The following is a 20240-nucleotide window of genomic DNA, read 5'->3' as shown; positions in this document are numbered from 1 at the left end:
CTTCCTTTTTAAACTTGCTTTCCCCGCGTTCTTTCACTGTAGAATGCCTTTAAATAAGGCTCTCCTAGACTGTTTATATTGACTAGGTAGAAAAGTAGACCAATTAAGCCTACGATTACTCCAATCAGGCCGCTAATGGATGCAAAAAAGAGCAGCACATATTTTACATTCCTCATTGCAAAGCCCATCTCATTAATCGGGATCACAAAGTTCGAAATTGCTACAGCAGAAACAATGATAATCATAATGCTGGAAACTAATCCGGCCTCTGTCGCCGCTGTTCCTAATATAAGACCCCCTACTGTTGTAGCAGTAGGTCCAATAGCCTTTGGCAGTCTAATACTTGCCTCCACTAATAGTTCCATCATTAACAACATAAATAGTACTTCTAAGTAGGATGGAAAAGGAACAGTAGCACGACTTCCGGCAATGGTTAGTGCCAGCTGTATTCGGAATAATTCTGGATTATAAGAAGTCACCCCTACATACACAGCTGGTAGCAGTGTGCTAATAAATAGACCAATATAACGAATGGTTACAAGAAACTTGGTAATCCAATACGGCATGTATAAATCTTCCATCGAACTCAAAAAATCATAGAAAACCGCCGGCCCAATTAAAACAAATGGCGTTCCTTGTAGAACAATTACAAACTTCCCAAGCGCTAGATTATAGGCAATACGGTCTGGACGTTCAGTAACAAGATAGGTTGGAAAAAGGGTTTTTCTTTTTGTAAAATTTCGCATCAGCTGGCCAGCCGTTTGAATGACGGACCTGTCTAAATTCTTGATTTTTTTTCGTATTTCCTCCAAGACTTCTTTTTTTATTAATGATTCATCATAAATAAGGGCAATTTGTACTTTGCTTTTATACCCGATTTCCCCCATTAATTCCAGCATTAAACTGCTGGAATGGTATCGTTGTCGAATTAAATTTATATTCACCTCAAGATTCTCACTTAACGCTTTCTGTGGTCCATGAATGGTTGTTTCAACACTTGCATCCAGTACTTCTTTATTCGTTTGTGTTTTTAAGTCCAACATGATTACTTGATTTGGAAGGATGACCGCAACAGCACCGTGGAAAATATCTTGTAATGCCGCATCATTACCTTTAAAATCTTTAAAGTCTGCCAGCGACTGCAAATAATAGGAATATTCCTCTGTAGAATGCATTTCAAAAAATGGTTTCACCACTAGTTGCTGAATTTTATCTCCGTCACATAGGCTTTTCATATACATTAAGAAGATTTGCTCATTGCTTTTCTTTAACGGATGAATCTTTGCATCGGCACTACCGCTCAGCTGTAATTTAAGAAATTCAAAAGTTGTTTTTGCCATGTAATCAATCACCTTTGCTAAAGACTCTTTTCTTCATACCTAATTGCTATCTTTTTATTTTTATCCATGAAAAGGAAAATATACGGGGGAAATTTAGAGTATAAAAAGAAAATAAAACTATTTGTATTTTCAAAAAAACATCTGTGATATTATGTTAGTGTCTATACGCTCGACACGAATAACGCTGAAGGGTGGGACCAGATGAAGAATCAAACATGGTTGTCGTTTAATTATTTTGCCTTTTTCTTTACTTGGGGAGTATTTATGCCATATTGGACCGGCTGGCTTGTCGATAGCAAGGGGCTGACAATTCCAGCAGCAAGTGCTGTGATTGGTGCGGGCTTTATTTCACGCGCGATTTCAACCTTGGTTGTGTTCCCTACATTTTGCCGTCATCAATCCATCGCATTTTTATTAAGAGTATTCCCATTTATTTCTGCAATTTTATTATTCTTATTTTTGCCTTTTTCTTCTCCGAACATTCTTATTGCCGTAATGGTCATTTTTACAATTCTATATCCGCTTATCCTGCCGTTAATGGAAAGTACGGGAACGATGATGGTAAAAGCTGATGGAATCCATTATGGTAAAAGCCGTCGCTGGGGTTCGATTGGCTATACGGTAGCCTTGATTGTGGTAGGAGTTATCACATCAATTTTCAGTGAACACGCCATCTTTTATATTATGGCTTTGGGGATGCTGGGGATGCTAGCAACAACGAATATGAAATCTCCTCCGTCTATTCGCAATAAAATAGGAGGCAAGACCCGTTCCTCTTATCTTGGGCTGCTAAAGTCAAAAAGATTTGTATTAGGCTTATTTATCGCTATTTTATTGCAGGGGACTCATGCTTCCTATAATAATTACGGATATCTCTATTTACAAGATCTTCATGTTAGCAAATTTTATATTGGATTTATTTTAAATATAGCTGTTTTAGCGGAAATATTATTCTTTTCCGTTGCAGATCGATTATTTCAGAAAACATCTACACCTTCCATGTTTATCATTGCAAGTTTAGCATGCATGATACGCTGGCTTGTCATATTTGCCTTTCCGCATGCAATTGTATTTATTGTTATGCAGCTCTTTCATTCTCTTACATTTGGATTAACCCACTATGCCTTTATCCGGTTAGTAAATGAAGAGTTAAAACAACGGGACATTCCAGCTGCACAAGCGGTATATACCTCGCTTGGCATGGGCTTTATTGTTGGTATTTTCACCTATTTAGGAGGTTTCCTTTATAACCAATCACCTGGTTTTGCCTTCGGAGGAATGGCAATTGTCGCTCTGCCATGTATTTTCATCGGAGCCTATATGTTTGCACGACATCGTAAAACAGCAGATGCAATTTAAAAGGAAGGTCACAAAAGACCTCCCTTTTCTTTACTCTTTTAACTTTTTCATTTTATATAAAATGTTTAAAACGCTAAAACCTAGTAAACAGATTAATAGTACATATGTTATTTTTAAGACCACCATCAATTTTATATGGGAGTAGCTGTCATTAAATACAATCGTACACGCTATAATGATTATCGCCATTAAGGGCATTAATAAAAACCAAAGTAATCTCCTAAACATTTCAACTTTAGAATTTACATCCGTATAGATATCTGGAGTCTTCGCTTTTCCCGGTTCTGTCCTAAAATAATGCCAACCTGCATAGTGTGTTACATGTTCCCAGCCAGCATCCTCAAATAATGCCAAGTATTCTTGCAAATCATGATTTTGATTGGATTTGAAATCTGTTTTATAAATGTATTTTTTAGGATCCATTTTTTCAAAAGTGTATACTAGTAAATTATACTTTAATAGTTTCCACCCTTCCTCCGCCATCTTTTCTAACCATTTATTTTCTTGATCATCCTGCCACGCCCAAAATAGTTTAAATACCCTTTTCTTCATTCATGTATCCCTCACTCGCAAAAATATGTTCCGTTCGAGTTACCAGTGTCTTTAAACGTTCAAATTCACGTCTGCTAATCTCCATCCCTATTTCAGTTAAAATATAACTTTTTCTTCTCTCATTCTCTTCCTCAGATATTTTCTTGATTAATCCATCCTTTTCGAGCTTACCTAGCGCTCCATATAGAGTTCCAGGACCTAGACTCACCTCTCCAGCACTAAGCTCTTCCACCTTCTGCATTATTCCATAGCCATGCAGCGGTGAGGTAAGGGAAATTAAAATATAGTAGGTAGTTTGAGTTAAAGGAAGGTATTTCTTAATTAACTTTTCATTTAACATCATGAAGCCTCCATTGTATCAGCGATTGATACTACGCAATACGATATATCGGTTAACGATATAATAAAGTACGCCATCAATATTGTCAATACACTCATGACTGTTTCATGTGGTAGAAATTATCGTTTTTATTTTTAACAAAAACAATTACTATTTTCGTGTTTTACCTCTTTACAAAACTAAAGTATTTGGATAGAATATTCTAAACAGTCAAATATGCGAAAAAGGTAATGATGAAGATGGTATAAAGAAATGGACTAAAGAGAGTCGGTGGGCGCTGTGAACCGATGCTATTTCTTTAAAATGCCGAGCACTTCGGAACTGCCTGGCTGAAATAGCAGTAGGCCAGAACGGTAATGATGCCGTTATTTAATGAGGTTACTGAGAGAGTTGGTAACAAACAAGGGTGGTACCGCGTTTTCCACGCCCCTTATAGTAGGCAGCAATGTCCTATTATATGGGGCGTTTTTATTTTTCATTGAAAGGATGATTCTAGATGCTTTTTAATCAGCAATTTTTGTTCACACCTGGACCTACGCCAATACCCGACAGAGTAAAGCTCGCAATGAATGAGCCAATGATTGCTCATCGTAGTAAAGCATTTTCGCATTTACTTGAGGATGTTTCCACCAGGCTGCAACCTATCTTTGGAGCAAGGAATCCTGTTTTATTAGTAGCGGGTACAGGTACCTCCACATTGGAGACAGCTGCTTGTAATGTTGTAGAAGATGGCGATCATGTCGTGGTGGTTGTTACCGGTGCTTTCGGGGACCGTTTCGCCAACATATGCCAAGCATTTGGCGCCAATGTCCACCGCTTAAATATTGAATGGGGCAAGGCCTGCGAACCCGGTCAACTAGAGGAATTTTTAAAGTCATTAGATGTTCGAGTTAAAGCCATTTTTGCTACATATTGCGAAACCTCGACCGGTGTATTAAATCCGATTAAAGAATTAGGCAGAATAACTAAACAGCATACTGATGCCCTCTTTATCGTGGATGGGGTCAGTTGTATTGGTGCAGTTCCAGTAGCAATGGAAGAATGGAAGATTGATATACTTGTTTCCGGTTCTCAAAAAGCTCTTATGCTCCCACCTGGATTAGCTTTTATCGCTTTAAATGAGAATGCTAGAGAGGTGATAAATAACTGCAAAACAAAACGTTTTTATTTCGATGTAAATCGTTACTTAACATCCTATTATGAGGAAACATCCACCCCATTTACACCAGCTGTATCCTTAATTGCTGGTGCACGTGAGGTTTGTAGTTTGATAGAAGAAGAAGGATGGGAAAATGTGATTGCACGGCATCAGTTATTGAAAGAAATGCTGCGAAGGGGTCTTGAGGAAATAGAAATACCGCTGTTTGTTGAAGACGACATTGCCTCCCCTACTGTGACATCTATTCAACCGAAGGAAGAATTGATTGGGACTATCAAACAAGGCTTACAAGAAAAGTTTGGAATCATCATTGCAGGTGGACAAAAGCATTTGAAAGGAAAAATTTTACGAATCGGTCATATGGGATATTGCACACCATATGATGTGTTAAAAGTGTTAACAGGCATAGAAATGATTCAATCAAACGTGTTGGACAGGAATATTTATGGCAAGGCAATAGCTAAAGCGGAGGAGGTTTGGGGTAAAAATGTATAAGGTATTAGTAACAGATAGCATTAGTGAAAGCGGTCTGATGCCGCTATACGAACATCCTAATTATGAGGTGGATCGTTACGATCAACTGCCATTTGATAAGCTATTTTCTATCATCGGTAGCTATGATGCACTTGTCGTTCGTAGCCAAACAAATGTCACGAAAGAATTAATGGACCATGCTCCTCGTTTAAGAATTATTGCTAGGGCAGGTGTAGGTGTTGATAATATCGACGTGGAAGCTGCCACGAAAAAAGGGATTATCGTCATCAATGCTCCAGGTGGAAATACTGTCGCCGCAACAGAGCATACCTTGGCGATGCTGCTAGCTTTGGCCAGAAAGATTCCACATGCACATCAATCAACCATCCATGGAAATTGGGAAAGGAAAAAGTATCAAGGAATTGAGTTGTATGGAAAGACGCTCGGCATTATCGGTATGGGTAAAATCGGAACAGAGGTAGCAAAAAGGGCGAAAAGTTTCCAAATGAATATTCTAGGATATGATCCTTACCTTAAAGAGGATCGGGCAAATAAACTCGGAATTACAAAGGCAAGTTTAGACGAAATCGCCGAACATGCTGATTTTATTACCATCCATACCCCTCTCATAAAAGAAACAAAAGGTCTGATAAATAAATCTTATATTCAAAAAATGAAAAAAGGAGCCCGCATCATTAATTGTGCCCGCGGCGGTATCATAGATGAGAATGCCCTGTTGGCAGGCTTACAATCGGGCAAAATTGCTGGAGCAGCGCTAGATGTATTTGAACAAGAACCACCAGCGAATTTTACATTATTACATCATCCTAATGTGATTGTAACCCCTCATTTAGGAGCTTCAACTGAAGAAGCTCAGGAAAAAGTTGCTTTGGAGGTAAGTGCTGAAATTATCAATATATGTGAAAATCAAACGATCCGTTCTGCTGTAAATATGCCGCAAATTACAGGTGAATCACAGGCAAGAATGCAGCCCTACTTGCAAATCGGCGAGCAAATGGCAGGAATCGCTATTCAATTATTAAAAACGGCACCGGAGAAAATTCAAATATCTTATTCAGGAGAGCTGTTAGACGAGGATACGAGCCTGTTGACACGCTCTATAATTAAGGGTGTTTTATCTCATCATTTAAGTGATTCTGTCAATCTTATCAATGCATTTCATTTATTAAGAGAACAAGGAGTTCCGTATCAAATTCAAAAAGAGGCTTCCAATAAAGGATTTTCTAATTATATGGAGCTAACTTTATACAAAAATGGTGAAAAGGTAAGTGTCGCCGCAACGGTATTAATTGGCCTAGGGGCCAGAATAGTGAATATCAATGATTATAGAATTGATCTTAAACCTGAAAAGCATCTTCTCTACATCAAACACTATGATATACCTGGAATGATCGGCCGTGTCGGATCGATTCTTGGCGACCATAACGTAAATATCGGTACCATGCAAGTGGGGAGATCCACCGTTGGGGGAGAAGCGATCATGATTCTTACTTTAGACAAAAAAATAGACGACCCAGTAGATTTGCAACTTCAATCCATTCAAGGCATCAAAGAGACCCAAATTCTCGAACTCACTTCAGGGTACAACTCACTCCAAGAAACATCATTATAAAACAAAAAACAATCTGGTGCCTGGCACCAGATTGTTTTTATTATAGTATATTCTTTATATCTAATACTGAGTCTAAGATAAATTCCGCCTTGTGTTCTTCAAATTCACTCCGGGCATCTTTCCCTGAAAGCCCTGTTAATACAGCAGCGAATCGGCAACCCATTTTTTGTGCGGCTAAAAGATCGGCAAGCGAGTCTCCGACAATTAATACTTCATGACCATTTTCAATCGGTAAGTGTATCTGTAAAACTTCATCAGGTTCGGCATTTTTGCCCTTCAACGCCATTAAATAGGTAAATGGATTCGGTTTTGCTAACGAAATTCCGTTGCCCGTTACATTCTCAGCCTTTAATACATCATCCGCTGTTACAATATGCTGCACGTCAAACTGTTCCAGCCAACCTAAAGCCGCAAATGGTTCGAGTGTTTCCAGCTCCGGCCTCCCGGTTCCAATTCCTATTGATATACCCGAATCCCGTAAGAATTGAAACAAATCCGCAATTTCTTCCGGAGATGCGAGTACTTTTTCATCTGCTAAAAATCCTGCTTTACCTGTTTGAACAGATGGTCTCCCCGTAGATGCTAAGATATTTTTATCCCCGACATACCATTCCTGGGAACAATGCTCGCAGACGGACCAAAGCTTCCCCTTATGTCCAAAAGTAGTTGTATTTACTTCTAGTTTCTCTTTGGCCAGCATATCTAATACAGTCAATAAGTCCTGTTTTGTTTGTTGAAAGCCCTTGAAGTCCACTAAAAAACGATTAAAATCAATTTCCACCTGATATTGGCGTAAAACATCTTTTATTTCTAAAAGAGTATTTCTATCTATTTCTTCTCTTAGCCAATTTTCTATACGTGCGTGTTCGTTGTCCTTGATTTGGGTGAGCAGATGAATAAGCTGATAACTGAAGGTAAGATAAATCATGTCCCAATTGGCATTTAAACCTCTTGATTTTAAAAATTTCAAAACATGATCCTCTTCAAAAACCTCATTTCTTATACTTGTAATTTCATCATCAGAATAAGTAGTCTTATATTTTTCCGGAGCCAGACCTAAGTAATTTTCACTATATAAAAGCTCCCAAACCGTTAAAGAAGATGCATCAAAATAACGCTCCTCACTCAATAAAACCCCATCTACATCGAATAATATCGTTTGAACCAACCATAACTCCTCCAATCGCAACACACTTTATCCCACTAGTTTACCATAGAACGGGACGGAGGGTCAGGTCCCATTTCCCAACTCTACAAAAAGTGGGAAATGGGGTCTGACCCTCAACCAAAGGGAAAAGGGATCCCTTCATCCTAAGGAACGGATCCCCTTATCCTACTTTACTGGTGGATTGAATCGAATTTGCCAGACTTTTAAAAAGCGGCATTTTGTCTAAATCAGCATTGCCACCGCTAATGATAATGCCTATATGCTTTCCTGCCATTCTCAACTTTCCTGAAATCACGGCTGCTAGAGCAGCTGCACCAGCGCCTTCTACAAACATTTTTTCTCTTTCCAACATCATAATCATGGCAAGAGCAATTTCCTCATCCGTAACAGAAACAATATCATCTACATATCGGTTAATAATCGGAAACGTTAATTCTCCTGGTTCCTTAACCAGTATTCCATCCGCAATACCCCCTACTTTTAAAAGGCGGGTTTTCCCCACACCATGAAAGCAGTTATAGGTTGCTAAAGCTCCGGCCGCTTGGACGCCTATGATTTTAATTGCTGGATACAAGTTCTTAATTAAAGTAGCTATGCCAGATATTAATCCGCCACCTCCAACCGGAACCACAATGGCATCCAATTCGGAGCATTGCTGAACCATTTCCAGGGCAATCGTTCCTTGGCCTGCCATTACTTCCACATCATCAAAAGCATGGACAAAGGTGGCTCCGCTTCTTTGCTGTGTAAGAACAGCTGCTTCATATGCTTCCTGATATGACTCTCCAGTTAATACAACCTCTGCACCATAAGCTTGAGTAGCCTTCACCTTTGCCGTCGGGGTTCCTTCTGGCATAAAGATTTTTGACTTGATCCCTCTTTTAGCAGCTGAATACGCGACACCTTGCGCATGGTTTCCCGCTGACGCAGCAATGACTCCCCGAGAAGCAGCTAAATCATTCAAGGAAAGTATCTTATTCATAGCACCTCTGATTTTAAATGAACCAGTTCGCTGTAAGTTCTCCATTTTTAAATAAAGCTTTGATCCTGTTAATTCATTGAAGGTTTTAGATTCATTTAAAGGTGTGCGGTGGACAACACTCATTAAATGTTCAAATGCCTCAATTATTTGGTTCGTCTGCAAGTAATCCCCAATTCATTCACCTTCCTGTCCTGACATTTCATAGTTTTTGATTTTTTCTTCATGGACTAATGTTAGTCCGATTTCATCCAAACCATTAATAAGCATATGCTTTTGATATTCATCAATCTCAAAAGAAATGGAAAATTGATGATTATAAATAAGCTGTTCCTCCAGGTTAATACTAAGATGTAACACTTCTTTTTCTGCTTTGTCTTGCAAGCTAGCAATTACTTTCTCAGGTAAAGTCACTGCTAGAATCCCATTTTTTAAACAGTTGTTAAAAAATATGTCTGCAAAGCTTGGCGCAAGTATTACTTTAAATCCGAAATCTTGCAATGCCCAAGGCGCATGCTCTCGGGAGGAACCACATCCAAAATTCGGACCCGCAATTAGGATAGAGGCGCCTTCATATTTTGGATTATTTAATGGAAAGTCCTGCTTTTTGTTGCCATTATCATCAAACCGCCAGTGATAAAAGAGGCATTCTCCAAATCCTTTTCTTTCAATTCTTTTCAAAAATTGCTTCGGTATTATTTGATCTGTATCCACATTGCTGCGAATCAACGGAAATACTAAACCATCCAATTTTTTAAAGGGTTCCAAATGATTCGACCTCCTTCACCTGTTTTCTAAACTAACACTGTTTTTGAAAGCTTTCTTACATCCACAAACTTCCCATAAATAGCTGCCGCAGCTGCCATTGCCGGGCTAACCAAATGAGTTCTAGCACCTGATCCTTGACGTCCTTCAAAATTGCGGTTGGAAGTAGAGGCACAGCGTTTTCCAGCTGGAACTATATCATCATTCATTGCTAGACACATACTGCAGCCTGATTCTCTCCACTCAAAACCTGCTTCGATAAAGATTTTATCCAGACCTTCCGCCTCAGCTTGTGCCTTCACTAGAAAGGAGCCTGGAACCACCAACGCTGTTACGTTTTCATGTACATGATGACCTTTAATCACTTGTGCCGCATCCCGCAAATCTTTTAATCTCGAATTGGTACAAGATCCGATAAATACATAATCAATCGGGATTTCATTAATTGGCGCCCCGCCTACTAGCCCCATATACTGCAATGCCTTTTCAGCAGCCTTGCTTTCCTCTGGATTATCTAGTTGTTCTGGGACAGGCAGATGATCATTAATGGAAAGGCACATGGAAGGATTGGTTCCCCATGTTACTTGGGGCTCAATGGATTCCGCATCAATTTCAATTGTACGGTCATATTTTGCCCCTTCATCTGTTGCTAAGGATAACCACCTCTGCGCTGCTTCCTCAAAGTCTTCTTTTGGTGCGTATTTTCTTCCTTTTAAAAAAGCAATGGTTTTTTCATCGGGACTAATGAGCCCTGCTCTTGCACCAGCTTCAATAGACATATTGCAAACCGTCATTCGTTCCTCCATCGACATCTCACGAATGGCTTCACCTGTATATTCCGCAATATATCCAGTACCAACATCCACACCGAATTTTGCGATGATGGCTAAAATAAGGTCCTTCGCTGTCACCCCAAGTCCAAGCCTACCATTTACCTTAATTTGCAGGGTTTTTGGCCGCCTTTGCCAAAGCGTTTGGGTGGCTAAAACATGTTCGACTTCGCTAGTTCCGATACCGAACGCTATAGCCCCAAATGCTCCGTGTGTAGAGGTATGACTATCTCCGCACACGATTGTTTTCCCTGGCTGAGTAAGACCAAGCTCCGGACCAATCACATGGACAATACCTTGGTCAGGATGATGAATTCCTGCAAGCGGAATCCCAAATTCCTCACAGTTTTTTTCTAAAGTAGTCATTTGTTTTACCGAAACAGGGTCAGTGGAAACCCTGCTTTTTTGGGTAGAAACATTATGATCTACTGTTGCAAATGTGAGATCCGGCCTCCTTACTTTGCGATTATTCACTCTTAAGCCCTCAAAAGCTTGTGGTGATGTAACTTCATGCACTAGATGGAGGTCAATATATAATAAATCGGGCTTTCCCTCCTCTCGATGAATTAAATGCTGATCCCATATCTTTTCGATAATCGTTTTCGGCATACATTGATACCTCCGTTTCCTAAAATTGAGATTATAAAAGTCAAGCTAATCTTGGCTCTTTTTAAATATAAGCGGTTAAGATACCGGAAATTGCTTGATTTTCATTAATTGCGTCGAGCACTTTTTCAATCATTTCCTTTGTGCCTACACGTTTACCATCTTGAACCCTTAAATCGTCAGTGTAATAACCCGCTTTTAATACTTTTCCTACTGCCTCTTCCAGAATAGATGCCTCTTTTTCAAGCTGGAAGGAATATCTCAGCAGCATGGCAGCAGATAATATCATTCCAAGTGGATTTGCCTTATCCTGACCAGCAATATCTGGCGCCGATCCATGCACTGGTTCATAAAGACCTACATGGTCACTCCGTAAGCTTGCGGATGGCAGCATTCCTAAAGATCCGGTAATCATCGAAGCTTCGTCACTTAAAATATCTCCAAACATGTTTTCTGTAACAATGACATCAAATTGATTTGGTCTTGCGATCAACTGCATAGCCGCCGAATCGACTAGCATATGTTCTACTTGTACATCCGGATAATTTTTTGCCATTTTATTAACAATTTCCCGCCACATTCTGCTTGATTCTAAAACATTCGCTTTATCTACCGATGTTAATTTTTTGCGGCGATTTCTAGCAAATTGAAAAGCTTTATCTACGATTCTTTCAATCTCTGAAACACTGTACTCAAGGGTATCAACGGCCACTTCCTTCTGATTCCCCCTTCTTCCGCTTGGGCTACCAAAGTAAATGCCGCCTGTCAGTTCCCGAACAATGAGTAAATCAACATTTTCCACCACCTCTTTTTTAAGAGGCGATGCATGTAAAAGTGTTGGGTACGTAGTGACCGGTCTTAGATTGGCAAATAGTCCAAGTGCTTTTCTAAGTCCGAGCAATCCTTTCTCCGGACGAAGCTCTGGTGGATTTTGATCCCACTTAGGGCCGCCGACAGCTCCAAGGAGAACCGCATCGCTTTCCAAGCAAAGTTTCAAAGTCTTCTCAGGAAGTGGTGTTCCTTCCGCATCGATGGCGGCTCCCCCAATTAATGCTTCTTCAAAGGAATAATCATGATGAAAGCACTCAAAAACTGCTTCGAGTATTTGAACTGTTCCTTTTGCAACCTCTTTCCCAATTCCATCACCTGGTAACACTGCGATTCTTTTTGTCATGAAGCTCTCTCCCTCTGTTTTAGAATTATCCTTTTATACTTACTTCATATTTTTCCTGTAAACCATGAACAATCACCCTGTTGATCGCATTTAAATATGCTTTGGCCGATGCTTCTAATACATCTTGAGCCGATCCTCTTCCCCCTGATTCCACTCCTTTATAGACTACTTTAACGAAGGCATCCGCTAAAGCGTCTTTGCCGGAACCGATTGATTGAAGCTTATAATCTACTAATGTGACTGGACCTTCTACCATTCTGCCCAATGTATTGTAAATCGCTTCGACACTTCCGGAGCCAGTTGCAGCATCCTCTATGCTACGTCCTTCAGGATTTGTGACCACAACGGTTGCGGTCGGAATATTGGATGTGCCGTATTGTACTTGAACGTTTTGCAGTTCGTATTTTTTTGCATCTTCCTGCTCTGTTTGTTTATCTGCCAGTAATGCAAAAATATCATCATCCGTAACTTCTTTCTTTTTATCCGTTAGTGCTTTGAAAGCATCGAATACTTCTTTCAGTTTTTCTGGTGACAAATCAAACCCCAGTTCTAGTGCCTTTTGCTTGAAAGCATGTCGACCGGAATGTTTACCGAGCACTAATCGGTTCGACGAAACACCGATTAGTTCTGGAGTAATAATTTCATAAGTTGTTTTTTCTTTTAAAACTCCATCTTGGTGAATTCCCGATTCATGAGCAAAAGCATTAGCTCCAACTACTGCTTTATTAGCAGGTACTGCCATCCCCGTTAATTTGCTGATTAGCTGGCTAGTATGTTTAATCTCATCTAATTTGAGTGTGGTTTTTGCTTGATAAAAATCTTGGCGAATATGGAGTGCGACCGCAATTTCCTCCAGCGCAGCGTTCCCAGCTCGTTCACCGATGCCATTAATGGTACCTTCAATTTGGCCTACCCCATGCTCAATGGCAGAGAGTGAGTTCGCCGTTGCCATGCCAAGATCATCATGGCAATGGGCAGAGAGGGTGACTTCTGAAATATTCGGTACATTTTCTTTTAAAAAGGTAAATAGTTCTCCGTATTCTTTTGGTGTGGTATATCCTACAGTATCCGGAAGATTAATAACAGTTGCCCCAGCTTTAATCACTTCTGTTAGTATTCTTGCTAAAAACCATTTATCCGATCGAGTAGCATCCTCCGCTGACCACTGCACATGTGTAAATTTTTGTTTTGCATATTTTACAGCGGAAACCGCCGATTCTAAAACTTCATCCGGTGTCTTCCGAAGTTTATACGTCATGTGGATTGGAGAAGTTGCTAAGAAAATATGAATCCTTGGCTCCTGCGAATATTTCAGAGCATCCCAAGCAATATCAATATCCTTTTTGTTTGTTCTGGCAAGACCTGTTACCGATGAATTTTTAATCGCGGAAGCAATCGTCTTTACCGCTTGAAAATCTCCTTGGGAGGAAGCAGGAAATCCGGCCTCCATAATATCTACTCCCAGTCTTTCCAGTTGTTTTGCAATTTCCAGCTTTTCAATTGCATTTAGATTCACGCCCGCTGACTGCTCTCCATCACGCAATGTCGTGTCAAAAATATTAATTTTTCGCATTGGCTACAGCTTCCTTCTGTTCCTTTTTGCTATTTACAAAAGGCATGAGCTTCCTTAATTCTTCTCCAACTACTTCGATTGGATGCTGCTTTTCACTTTCATTAATAGCGTTGAAAACAGGGCGATTAGCTTGATTTTCAAGAATCCATCCTTTTGCAAATTGACCAGTTTGGATTTCTTTTAGCAATTCTTTCATACGTTCTTTTGTATCTTCATTTACCACTCTTGGTCCAGATACGAAATCTCCCCATTGAGCTGTATCAGAAATCGAGTATCGCATTCCTTTTAATCCACCCTCATACATAAGGTCTACAATTAACTTCATTTCATGAAGACATTCAAAATAAGCGAGTTCTGGTTGATAGCCTGCTTCTGTTAATGTTTCAAATCCTGCTTTTACAAGAGAAGTTAATCCACCGCATAGTACTGCCTGCTCTCCGAATAGATCTGTTTCGGTCTCTTCTTTAAAAGTTGTTTCTAGAACCCCGGCACGTGATCCTCCAATTGCTTTCGCATAAGCAAAGGCTAACTCTCTAGCTTCCCCAGTAACATCTTGATGAACTGCAATCAGAGCAGGAACTCCAGCATTTTCAGTGTAAGTTCTGCGTACTAGATGTCCTGGACCCTTTGGTGCTACTAAGAACACATCGACATTTTCTGGAGGAACGATTTGATGAAAATGAATATTGAAACCATGCGCAAAAACTAAAGCTTTCCCCGGATAAAGTCCTTGCTTAATTTCTTCGTTATATACTTTTGTTTGTTTTTCATCTGGAAGAAGAATCATGATTACGTCCGCTTCTTCACTAGCTTCTTTCACTGATTTCACTTGGAAACCATCTTGAACCGCCTGATTCCAAGAGTTTCCTTCCCTTAAACCAATTACCACTTCATATCCGCTGTCGCGAAGGTTTTGTGCGTGCGCGTGCCCCTGTGAACCGTAGCCTACAATTGCAATCTTCTTTCCTCTTAAAACTTCCTCTTGAATATCGTGATCATAATAAACTTTAGCCATTTTTCATCTTCTCCTTTTTAAATATGAATTATTAGTTCTGTAATAATTAATGAGTTCAGCTTTTTTACGGTTTACTTGCGAATTTTTTACAGATAATATTCGTTTTTCACCATAATCTCCGGATTTTTCATCACTTCATTTCGATTTCATCAGTTTTCTAGCTTTTTTCATCGGATTACCTCAGGTTTTCCTCGCTTCTTATCCGTTTTTCTACACTTTCCTCGGACTTTTCATCACTTTATTTCGATTTCAACGGTTTACTAGCTTTTTTCATCGAATTACCTCAGGTTTTCCTCGCTTCTTATCCGTTTTTCCTCACTTCTTATCCGTTTTTCTACACTTTCCTCGGATTTTTCCTCACTTATTTTCAATTTCAACAGTTTAGTAGTTTTTTTCATCGGATTACCTCAGGTTTTTCTCGCTTCTTATCCGTTTTTCCTCACTTCCCTCAGATTTTTCATCACTTCATTTCGATTTCATCAGTTTAGTAGTTTTTTTCATCGGATTACCTCAGGTTTTCCTCGCTTCTTATCCGTTTTTCCTCACTTTCCTCAGATTTTTCATCACTTCATTTCGATTTCAACAGTTTAGTAGTTTTTTTCATCGGATTACCTCAGGTTTTCCTCACTTCCCTCAGATTTTTCATCACTTCATTTCGATTTCATCAATTTAGTAGTTTTTTTCATCGGATTACCTCAGGTTTTCCTCGCTTCTTACCGTTTTTCTGCACTTTCCTCGGACTTTTCCTCACTTCATTTCGATTTCAACGGTTTACTAGCTTTTTTCATCGGATTACCTCAGGTTTTCCTCGCTTCTTATCCGTTTTTCTACACTTTCCTTAGATTTTTCATCACTTCATTTCGATTTCAACAGTTTACTAGTTTTTACCACCGAATAACCCGTGAATTTCCATACATCCTCACGCATTCCCCTATTTCAACAACGAATACGATGATAAATTCGTAACTTCTTTCTGAGATCCCCGCAAAAATGCGGTTAAACCTGTGCGGGCAATTTCCTTGATTCCATATGGTTTTAATAAATCAATCAGCGCTTCAATTTTTTCGGTGTCCCCAGTTACTTGTATCGTAATGCTCTCCCTGCTGACATCGATAATGGAAGCGCGGAAAGGTTCTACGATTCCTCCGATTTCGCTTCTTGTTTGTGCATTGCTTAAAACTTTAATTAAAACTAGTTCGCGAGCGACAATTGCCTGATCTGTTATATCCGACACTTTGATTACATCAATTAATTTGTTTAATTGTTTGGTAAGCTGCTCTGCTTGTCTGTCGTCCTCGACATGGACCACAAATGTCATTTTTGAAATGCCTTCCATTTCCGTTCTGCCTACCGTGATGCTGTCGATATTAAATTGTCTTTTGGCTAAGACGCCTGTGACCCGATTCAAGACACCGCTTTGATTTCTCACAGTAGCTGTAACAATTCGTCTCATGGCTTCACCCCTATCATTTCATGCAGCCCTTTTCCAGGTGCAATCATTGGATACACATTCTCTAGCTGTTTCACCCGGGCATCGATAAGAATGGGCTCATCATCAGTCAATACTCGTGAGAGCAATTCCTTTGTCTCTTCTTCTGTCTCTACACGTACTCCTCGTATACCGTAGCTTTCAGCAAGCTTTACAAAATCAGGCTGAACCGGTATTAACGAATGGGAATATCGTTCTTCATAAAATGTTTCTTGCCACTGTCTAACCATTCCTAATGCTTCATTATTTAAAATCACAATTTTTATTGGAAGTCCCAATTCCTTCACTACAGATAGTTCTTGAAGGGTCATCTGGAATCCACCATCTCCAACAATTGCTACCACTTTTTGATCAGGTCTGGCTAATTGAGCACCGATTGCTGCTGGAAAGCCAAATCCCATGGTGCCTAGTCCACCAGATGTTACCCAATTATTTGGCTTCGTAAAATGGTAATATTGAGCGGCCCACATTTGGTGTTGGCCAACATCTGTTGTTACAATTGCTTCACCATTTGTATAGTGGTGGATAAGTTCAATCACTCGCTGCGGAATGAGATACTCCTTATCCTCGCTATACCAAAGTGGATTATTCACTGAATAATCAGTCAGCTTTTCCCGCCATTTTTCTGTATTTGCTGGATCTCCCCCTTCTTCTAAAAGTTTTATTAGCGTCATTTTTGCATCGGCTACAATGGGAAGATGAGTGTCAACGTTTTTGCCAATTTCCGCAGAATCAATATCGATATGAGCAATTTTTGCCTTTGGTGCAAAATGAGCGAGATTCCCTGTTAATCGATCATCAAAACGGGCGCCAATATTAATTAGCAAATCGCATTCATATAGAGCCATATTGGCCACATAGGTACCATGCATTCCCGCCATCCCCAGAAATAGCGGATGATCTGCTGGAAATCCTCCAAGACCTAGTAATGTATTGGCTACCGGAATGTTATTTTTAGAGGCAAATTCCAAAAGGTATTCTGCTGCTCCAGAATGAAGGACTCCTGCTCCAGCTAAAATAACCGGTTTCTCTGCACGTGAAATGGCCTCTGATAATTTCTTAATCTGGAGAGGATTCGGGTAATAATTAGGTTGATATCCCGGTAAGTTAACCTCTGCCTCTGTTGACTGCACCAATTTTTGTGAACAAACATCTTTTGGAATATCAATAAGAACAGGACCAGGTCTACCTGTTACAGCAATATGAAATGCTTCCTTCACCATTCTTGGCAGATCATTCACATCGCGAACCTGATAATTATGCTTAGTAATTGGTGTAGTAATGCCTATTACATCAGCTTCTTGAAATGCATCTGTTCCAATTACGGAACCTGCAACCTGACCGGTAAAGATGACTAGTGGCAAAGAATCCATCATTGCATCCGTAATCCCAGTTACAAGATTAGTCGCTCCTGGTCCGGATGTTGCGATGACAACACCTGGCTTGCCAGTAACTCTCGCATATCCTTCCGCTGCATGAATTGCTCCTTGCTCATGTCTGGCCAATACATGCTTTAAGGTTTTCCCATAGAGTGCATCATAAATTGGTAATACAGCCCCTCCCGGATATCCGAATATGACATCAACCCCCTGATCCTGAATTAATTGAATCAAAAGATCAGCTCCATTTACTTCTGCAGTACCAACGTAGCTTTCGGTTCTTACTTTCGAACTCACTGCTTCCCCTCCAATCATTTATTTAAAGGAATAATGTATATTTTTTTCCAAAGAAAAAAGCCCTTTCATCCTGAATAATGGTATTGTATTAACCAAAAATCATGGGATGAAAAGGCTGCTTTCCATGGTACCACCCAATTTTATGACATTCTCGCAAATGCCACCTCATGAACAAAATGAATTGTTCTTTTTTTAACAAGTGTGTAAGTATCACACTCGGCCTATCCTACTAAAAAATTCAGATAAGCACTCAGAGGCGATGTCATGATAAGGGGTATTATCGGTTTCCACCAGCCCGACTCTCTGTGAATTACCTGATCTTATCACTTTATCCTCGTCAACGATTTATTCGATGATCCAATTTTCAAAACTCCGCCAGTATTTGCGGATGTCACTAATGCTGCATATCTCGCTAAATAACCACTTGTAATTTTCGGTTCAGGCTGTTCCCATTTTTGTCTTCTTGCTTCCAGCTCTTCGTCTGACACCATCAGCTCAATTGTTCTATTAGGTAAATCAATAAAAATTTGGTCCCCATTTTCTACAAAGGCAATTGGACCGCCTTCTGCTGCTTCTGGTGAAATATGGCCTACTGAAATACCTCTTGTTGCTCCCGAAAAGCGGCCATCTGTAATAAGTGCTACACTAGTTGATAAACCTCTTCCGGCAATCGATGAAGTTGGCGACAACATTTCTGGCATTCCCGGTCCGCCTTTTGGACCTTCATATCTTATGACAACAACATGCCCTTTAGTCACTAAGCCGCTGTCAATTCCTTGTTGAGCTTCTTCTTGTGATTCGAACACAATTGCTTCGCCTAAGAAGGTTTTTATGGATGGGTCAACAGCACCAACTTTGATAACCCCGCCATCCGGCGCCAAATTCCCATATAGAATAGAGAGGCCACCAACAGGACTATAAGCGTTCTCTACTCTTCTAATCACTTGATCATTAAGGATTTCTGCATCCTTTACATTCTCATAGATGCTTTTTCCCGAAACAGTTAGGCGATCTCGGTGAATAGCTCCTTCTACATTGCAAAGTTCTTTTATGATGGCACTGACGCCTCCTGCTGCATGAACATCTTGCATCGAGTACTCAGAGGCTGGGCTGATTTTTGCCAAATAAGGAACTCGCTTGGCAACTTCATTAATTCTTTCTAAGTCATACTCGACACCAGCTTCATGGGCAATTGCCAAGGTATGTAAAACTGTATTAGTACTTCCCCCCATCGCCATATCTAGCGCGAATGCATCATCAATAGCTTCCTTGGTGATGATATCTCTCGGTCTAATATCTTTCTCAATACAGTTCATTAAATATCCAACTGCCTCACGGATAAGGCGATGTCTTTCCTTCGATGTAGCAACAATCGTAGCATTTCCCGGCGGTGTTACTCCGAGAATTTCCATTAAGGAGTTCATCGAATTTGCCGTGAACATTCCGGAACATGATCCACAGGTAGGACACGCAGTCGTTTCAAGTGCTAATAATTCTTCCTCACTCATTTTTCCTGTTTTATATGCTCCTACTCCTTCAAAGACGGAAACAAGTGATAATGTTTTTCCATCCTCTGATTTCCCTGCTTCCATTGGACCACCCGATACAAAAACAGCTGGAACATTCGTCCTGGCCGCCGCCATCAGCATACCAGGAGTAATCTTGTCACAGTTAGGAATATAGAAAACCCCGTCGAACCAATGGGCGTTTATCACAGTTTCGGCACTATCTGCAATTAGTTCGCGACTTGGAAGGGAATACCGCATTCCGATATGTCCCATCGCAATTCCGTCATCTACTCCGATAGTGTTAAATTCAAACGGAACTCCGCCTGCTTCCCAGATTGCTTCTTTTACTACTTCTGCAAACTTATTTAAATGCTTGTGGCCAGGGATAATATCGATATATGAATTACACACACCAATGAAGGGCTTATGTAAATCCTTAGTTTTGACTCCTGCTGCATGCAATAGACTGCGATGCGGAGCCCGATCAATCCCTTTTTTGATCATGTCACTTCTCATGCAATCACTCCTAATTTATTCCCCGCATTCATTGTTGTATTTAAATATATTTTCAATGTTACTTTCATCTTTTTGCTTACGAAA

At 40.1% G+C, this 20240-nt stretch carries 16 protein-coding genes and 2 other annotated features; of the genes, 3 read left to right on the top strand and 13 right to left on the bottom strand.

Features of this window, described 5'->3' with window-relative positions; genetic code table 11:
• Nucleotides 1–8: 8 nt before the first annotated feature.
• Nucleotides 9–1340: a spore germination protein gene (locus tag CWO92_RS14020; RefSeq protein WP_101354835.1), complete on the bottom strand. Its 1332-nt coding sequence runs from the start codon at nucleotides 1338–1340 to the stop codon at nucleotides 9–11.
• Nucleotides 1341–1541: 201 nt separating this feature from the next.
• Here CWO92_RS14020 and CWO92_RS14015 point away from each other — a divergent pair, with 201 nt between their 5' ends.
• On the top strand, nucleotides 1542–2699 hold the full coding sequence (locus CWO92_RS14015) for an MFS transporter (RefSeq protein ID WP_101354834.1): 1158 nt from the start codon (nucleotides 1542–1544) through the stop codon (nucleotides 2697–2699).
• A gap of 30 nt (nucleotides 2700–2729) precedes the next feature.
• Here the strand turns inward: CWO92_RS14015 and CWO92_RS14010 are convergent, their stop codons facing one another.
• On the bottom strand, nucleotides 2730–3251 hold the full coding sequence (locus CWO92_RS14010; RefSeq protein WP_101354833.1) for a DUF2812 domain-containing protein: 522 nt from the start codon (nucleotides 3249–3251) through the stop codon (nucleotides 2730–2732).
• Nucleotides 3232–3591, bottom strand: a complete 360-nt coding sequence (locus CWO92_RS14005; protein WP_101354832.1) for a PadR family transcriptional regulator — start codon at nucleotides 3589–3591, stop codon at nucleotides 3232–3234. Before CWO92_RS14005 ends, CWO92_RS14010 begins: the two co-directional genes overlap by 20 nt.
• Nucleotides 3592–3812: 221 nt before the next feature.
• Nucleotides 3813–4025, top strand: a binding site (T-box leader).
• A 62-nt stretch (nucleotides 4026–4087) separates the two neighbouring features.
• Between CWO92_RS14005 and CWO92_RS14000 the strand changes: the two genes are divergently transcribed.
• The gene (locus tag CWO92_RS14000; protein WP_101354831.1) at nucleotides 4088–5245 is read left to right on the top strand and encodes a pyridoxal-phosphate-dependent aminotransferase family protein; all 1158 of its coding nucleotides are present in this window, start codon (nucleotides 4088–4090) and stop codon (nucleotides 5243–5245) included.
• Complete coding sequence (gene serA, locus CWO92_RS13995) at nucleotides 5238–6857, top strand: phosphoglycerate dehydrogenase (protein WP_101354830.1); 1620 nt, start codon at nucleotides 5238–5240, stop codon at nucleotides 6855–6857. Before CWO92_RS14000 ends, serA begins: the two co-directional genes overlap by 8 nt.
• A gap of 40 nt (nucleotides 6858–6897) precedes the next feature.
• On the opposite strand, the gene CWO92_RS13990 is transcribed toward serA, so the two are convergent.
• The 10 genes from CWO92_RS13990 to ilvD form a co-directional block, all read right to left on the bottom strand.
• Nucleotides 6898–8025, bottom strand: a complete 1128-nt coding sequence (locus CWO92_RS13990; protein ID WP_101354829.1) for an HAD family hydrolase — start codon at nucleotides 8023–8025, stop codon at nucleotides 6898–6900.
• A 160-nt stretch (nucleotides 8026–8185) separates the two neighbouring features.
• Entirely contained in the window at nucleotides 8186–9130 is a 945-nt protein-coding gene (ilvA, locus tag CWO92_RS13985) for a threonine ammonia-lyase (protein ID WP_101354879.1), read from the bottom strand.
• A gap of 51 nt (nucleotides 9131–9181) precedes the next feature.
• Entirely contained in the window at nucleotides 9182–9772 is a 591-nt protein-coding gene (gene leuD, locus CWO92_RS13980) for a 3-isopropylmalate dehydratase small subunit (RefSeq protein WP_101354828.1), read from the bottom strand.
• A 26-nt stretch (nucleotides 9773–9798) separates the two neighbouring features.
• Nucleotides 9799–11208, bottom strand: coding sequence for a 3-isopropylmalate dehydratase large subunit (leuC, locus tag CWO92_RS13975; protein WP_101354827.1), 1410 nt, complete (start codon nucleotides 11206–11208; stop codon nucleotides 9799–9801).
• Between the two features lie 61 nt (nucleotides 11209–11269).
• Nucleotides 11270–12379 (bottom strand): 3-isopropylmalate dehydrogenase, encoded by a 1110-nt coding sequence (leuB, locus tag CWO92_RS13970; RefSeq protein WP_101354826.1) that lies wholly within the window; start codon nucleotides 12377–12379, stop codon nucleotides 11270–11272.
• A gap of 25 nt (nucleotides 12380–12404) precedes the next feature.
• On the bottom strand, nucleotides 12405–13952 hold the full coding sequence (locus tag CWO92_RS13965) for a 2-isopropylmalate synthase (protein WP_101354825.1): 1548 nt from the start codon (nucleotides 13950–13952) through the stop codon (nucleotides 12405–12407).
• Nucleotides 13939–14967, bottom strand: a complete 1029-nt coding sequence (ilvC, locus tag CWO92_RS13960) for a ketol-acid reductoisomerase (RefSeq protein ID WP_101354824.1) — start codon at nucleotides 14965–14967, stop codon at nucleotides 13939–13941. Before ilvC ends, CWO92_RS13965 begins: the two co-directional genes overlap by 14 nt.
• A 931-nt stretch (nucleotides 14968–15898) precedes the next feature.
• Nucleotides 15899–16420: an acetolactate synthase small subunit gene (gene ilvN, locus CWO92_RS13955; RefSeq protein ID WP_101354823.1), complete on the bottom strand. Its 522-nt coding sequence runs from the start codon at nucleotides 16418–16420 to the stop codon at nucleotides 15899–15901.
• On the bottom strand, nucleotides 16417–18132 hold the full coding sequence (gene ilvB / locus CWO92_RS13950; RefSeq protein ID WP_101354822.1) for an acetolactate synthase large subunit: 1716 nt from the start codon (nucleotides 18130–18132) through the stop codon (nucleotides 16417–16419). Before ilvB ends, ilvN begins: the two co-directional genes overlap by 4 nt.
• Before the next feature lie 99 nt (nucleotides 18133–18231).
• Nucleotides 18232–18482: a binding site (T-box leader), on the bottom strand.
• Nucleotides 18456–20156, bottom strand: coding sequence for a dihydroxy-acid dehydratase (gene ilvD / locus CWO92_RS13945; protein WP_101354821.1), 1701 nt, complete (start codon nucleotides 20154–20156; stop codon nucleotides 18456–18458). (Overlaps the previous feature by 27 nt.)
• Between the last annotated feature and the right edge of the window lie 84 nt (nucleotides 20157–20240).

The organism is Heyndrickxia camelliae (assembly GCF_002844575.1).
Classification (GTDB): domain Bacteria; phylum Bacillota; class Bacilli; order Bacillales; family Bacillaceae_C; genus Margalitia; species Margalitia camelliae.
The sequence above is the reverse complement of the archived record's forward strand: the minus strand, read 5'-3'. Positions and strand labels throughout refer to the sequence as shown.

What these genes read in the sequence shown, in the direction of transcription:
- ilvN (WP_101354823.1), bottom strand. Translation starts at nt 16,420, where the DNA reads ATGAGACGAATTGTTACAGCTACTGTGAGAAATCAAAGCGGTGTCTTG.
- ilvA (WP_101354879.1), bottom strand. Translation starts at nt 9,130, where the DNA reads ATGAGTGTTGTCCACCGCACACCTTTAAATGAATCTAAAACCTTCAAT.
- CWO92_RS13965 (WP_101354825.1), bottom strand. Translation starts at nt 13,952, where the DNA reads ATGCGAAAAATTAATATTTTTGACACGACATTGCGTGATGGAGAGCAG.
- CWO92_RS14005 (WP_101354832.1), bottom strand. Translation starts at nt 3,591, where the DNA reads ATGTTAAATGAAAAGTTAATTAAGAAATACCTTCCTTTAACTCAAACT.
- CWO92_RS14000 (WP_101354831.1), top strand. Translation starts at nt 4,088, where the DNA reads ATGCTTTTTAATCAGCAATTTTTGTTCACACCTGGACCTACGCCAATA.
- ilvC (WP_101354824.1), bottom strand. Translation starts at nt 14,967, where the DNA reads ATGGCTAAAGTTTATTATGATCACGATATTCAAGAGGAAGTTTTAAGA.
- ilvD (WP_101354821.1), bottom strand. Translation starts at nt 20,156, where the DNA reads ATGAGAAGTGACATGATCAAAAAAGGGATTGATCGGGCTCCGCATCGC.
- CWO92_RS14010 (WP_101354833.1), bottom strand. Translation starts at nt 3,251, where the DNA reads ATGAAGAAAAGGGTATTTAAACTATTTTGGGCGTGGCAGGATGATCAA.
- serA (WP_101354830.1), top strand. Translation starts at nt 5,238, where the DNA reads ATGTATAAGGTATTAGTAACAGATAGCATTAGTGAAAGCGGTCTGATG.
- CWO92_RS14015 (WP_101354834.1), top strand. Translation starts at nt 1,542, where the DNA reads ATGAAGAATCAAACATGGTTGTCGTTTAATTATTTTGCCTTTTTCTTT.
- leuB (WP_101354826.1), bottom strand. Translation starts at nt 12,379, where the DNA reads ATGACAAAAAGAATCGCAGTGTTACCAGGTGATGGAATTGGGAAAGAG.
- leuC (WP_101354827.1), bottom strand. Translation starts at nt 11,208, where the DNA reads ATGCCGAAAACGATTATCGAAAAGATATGGGATCAGCATTTAATTCAT.
- CWO92_RS14020 (WP_101354835.1), bottom strand. Translation starts at nt 1,340, where the DNA reads ATGGCAAAAACAACTTTTGAATTTCTTAAATTACAGCTGAGCGGTAGT.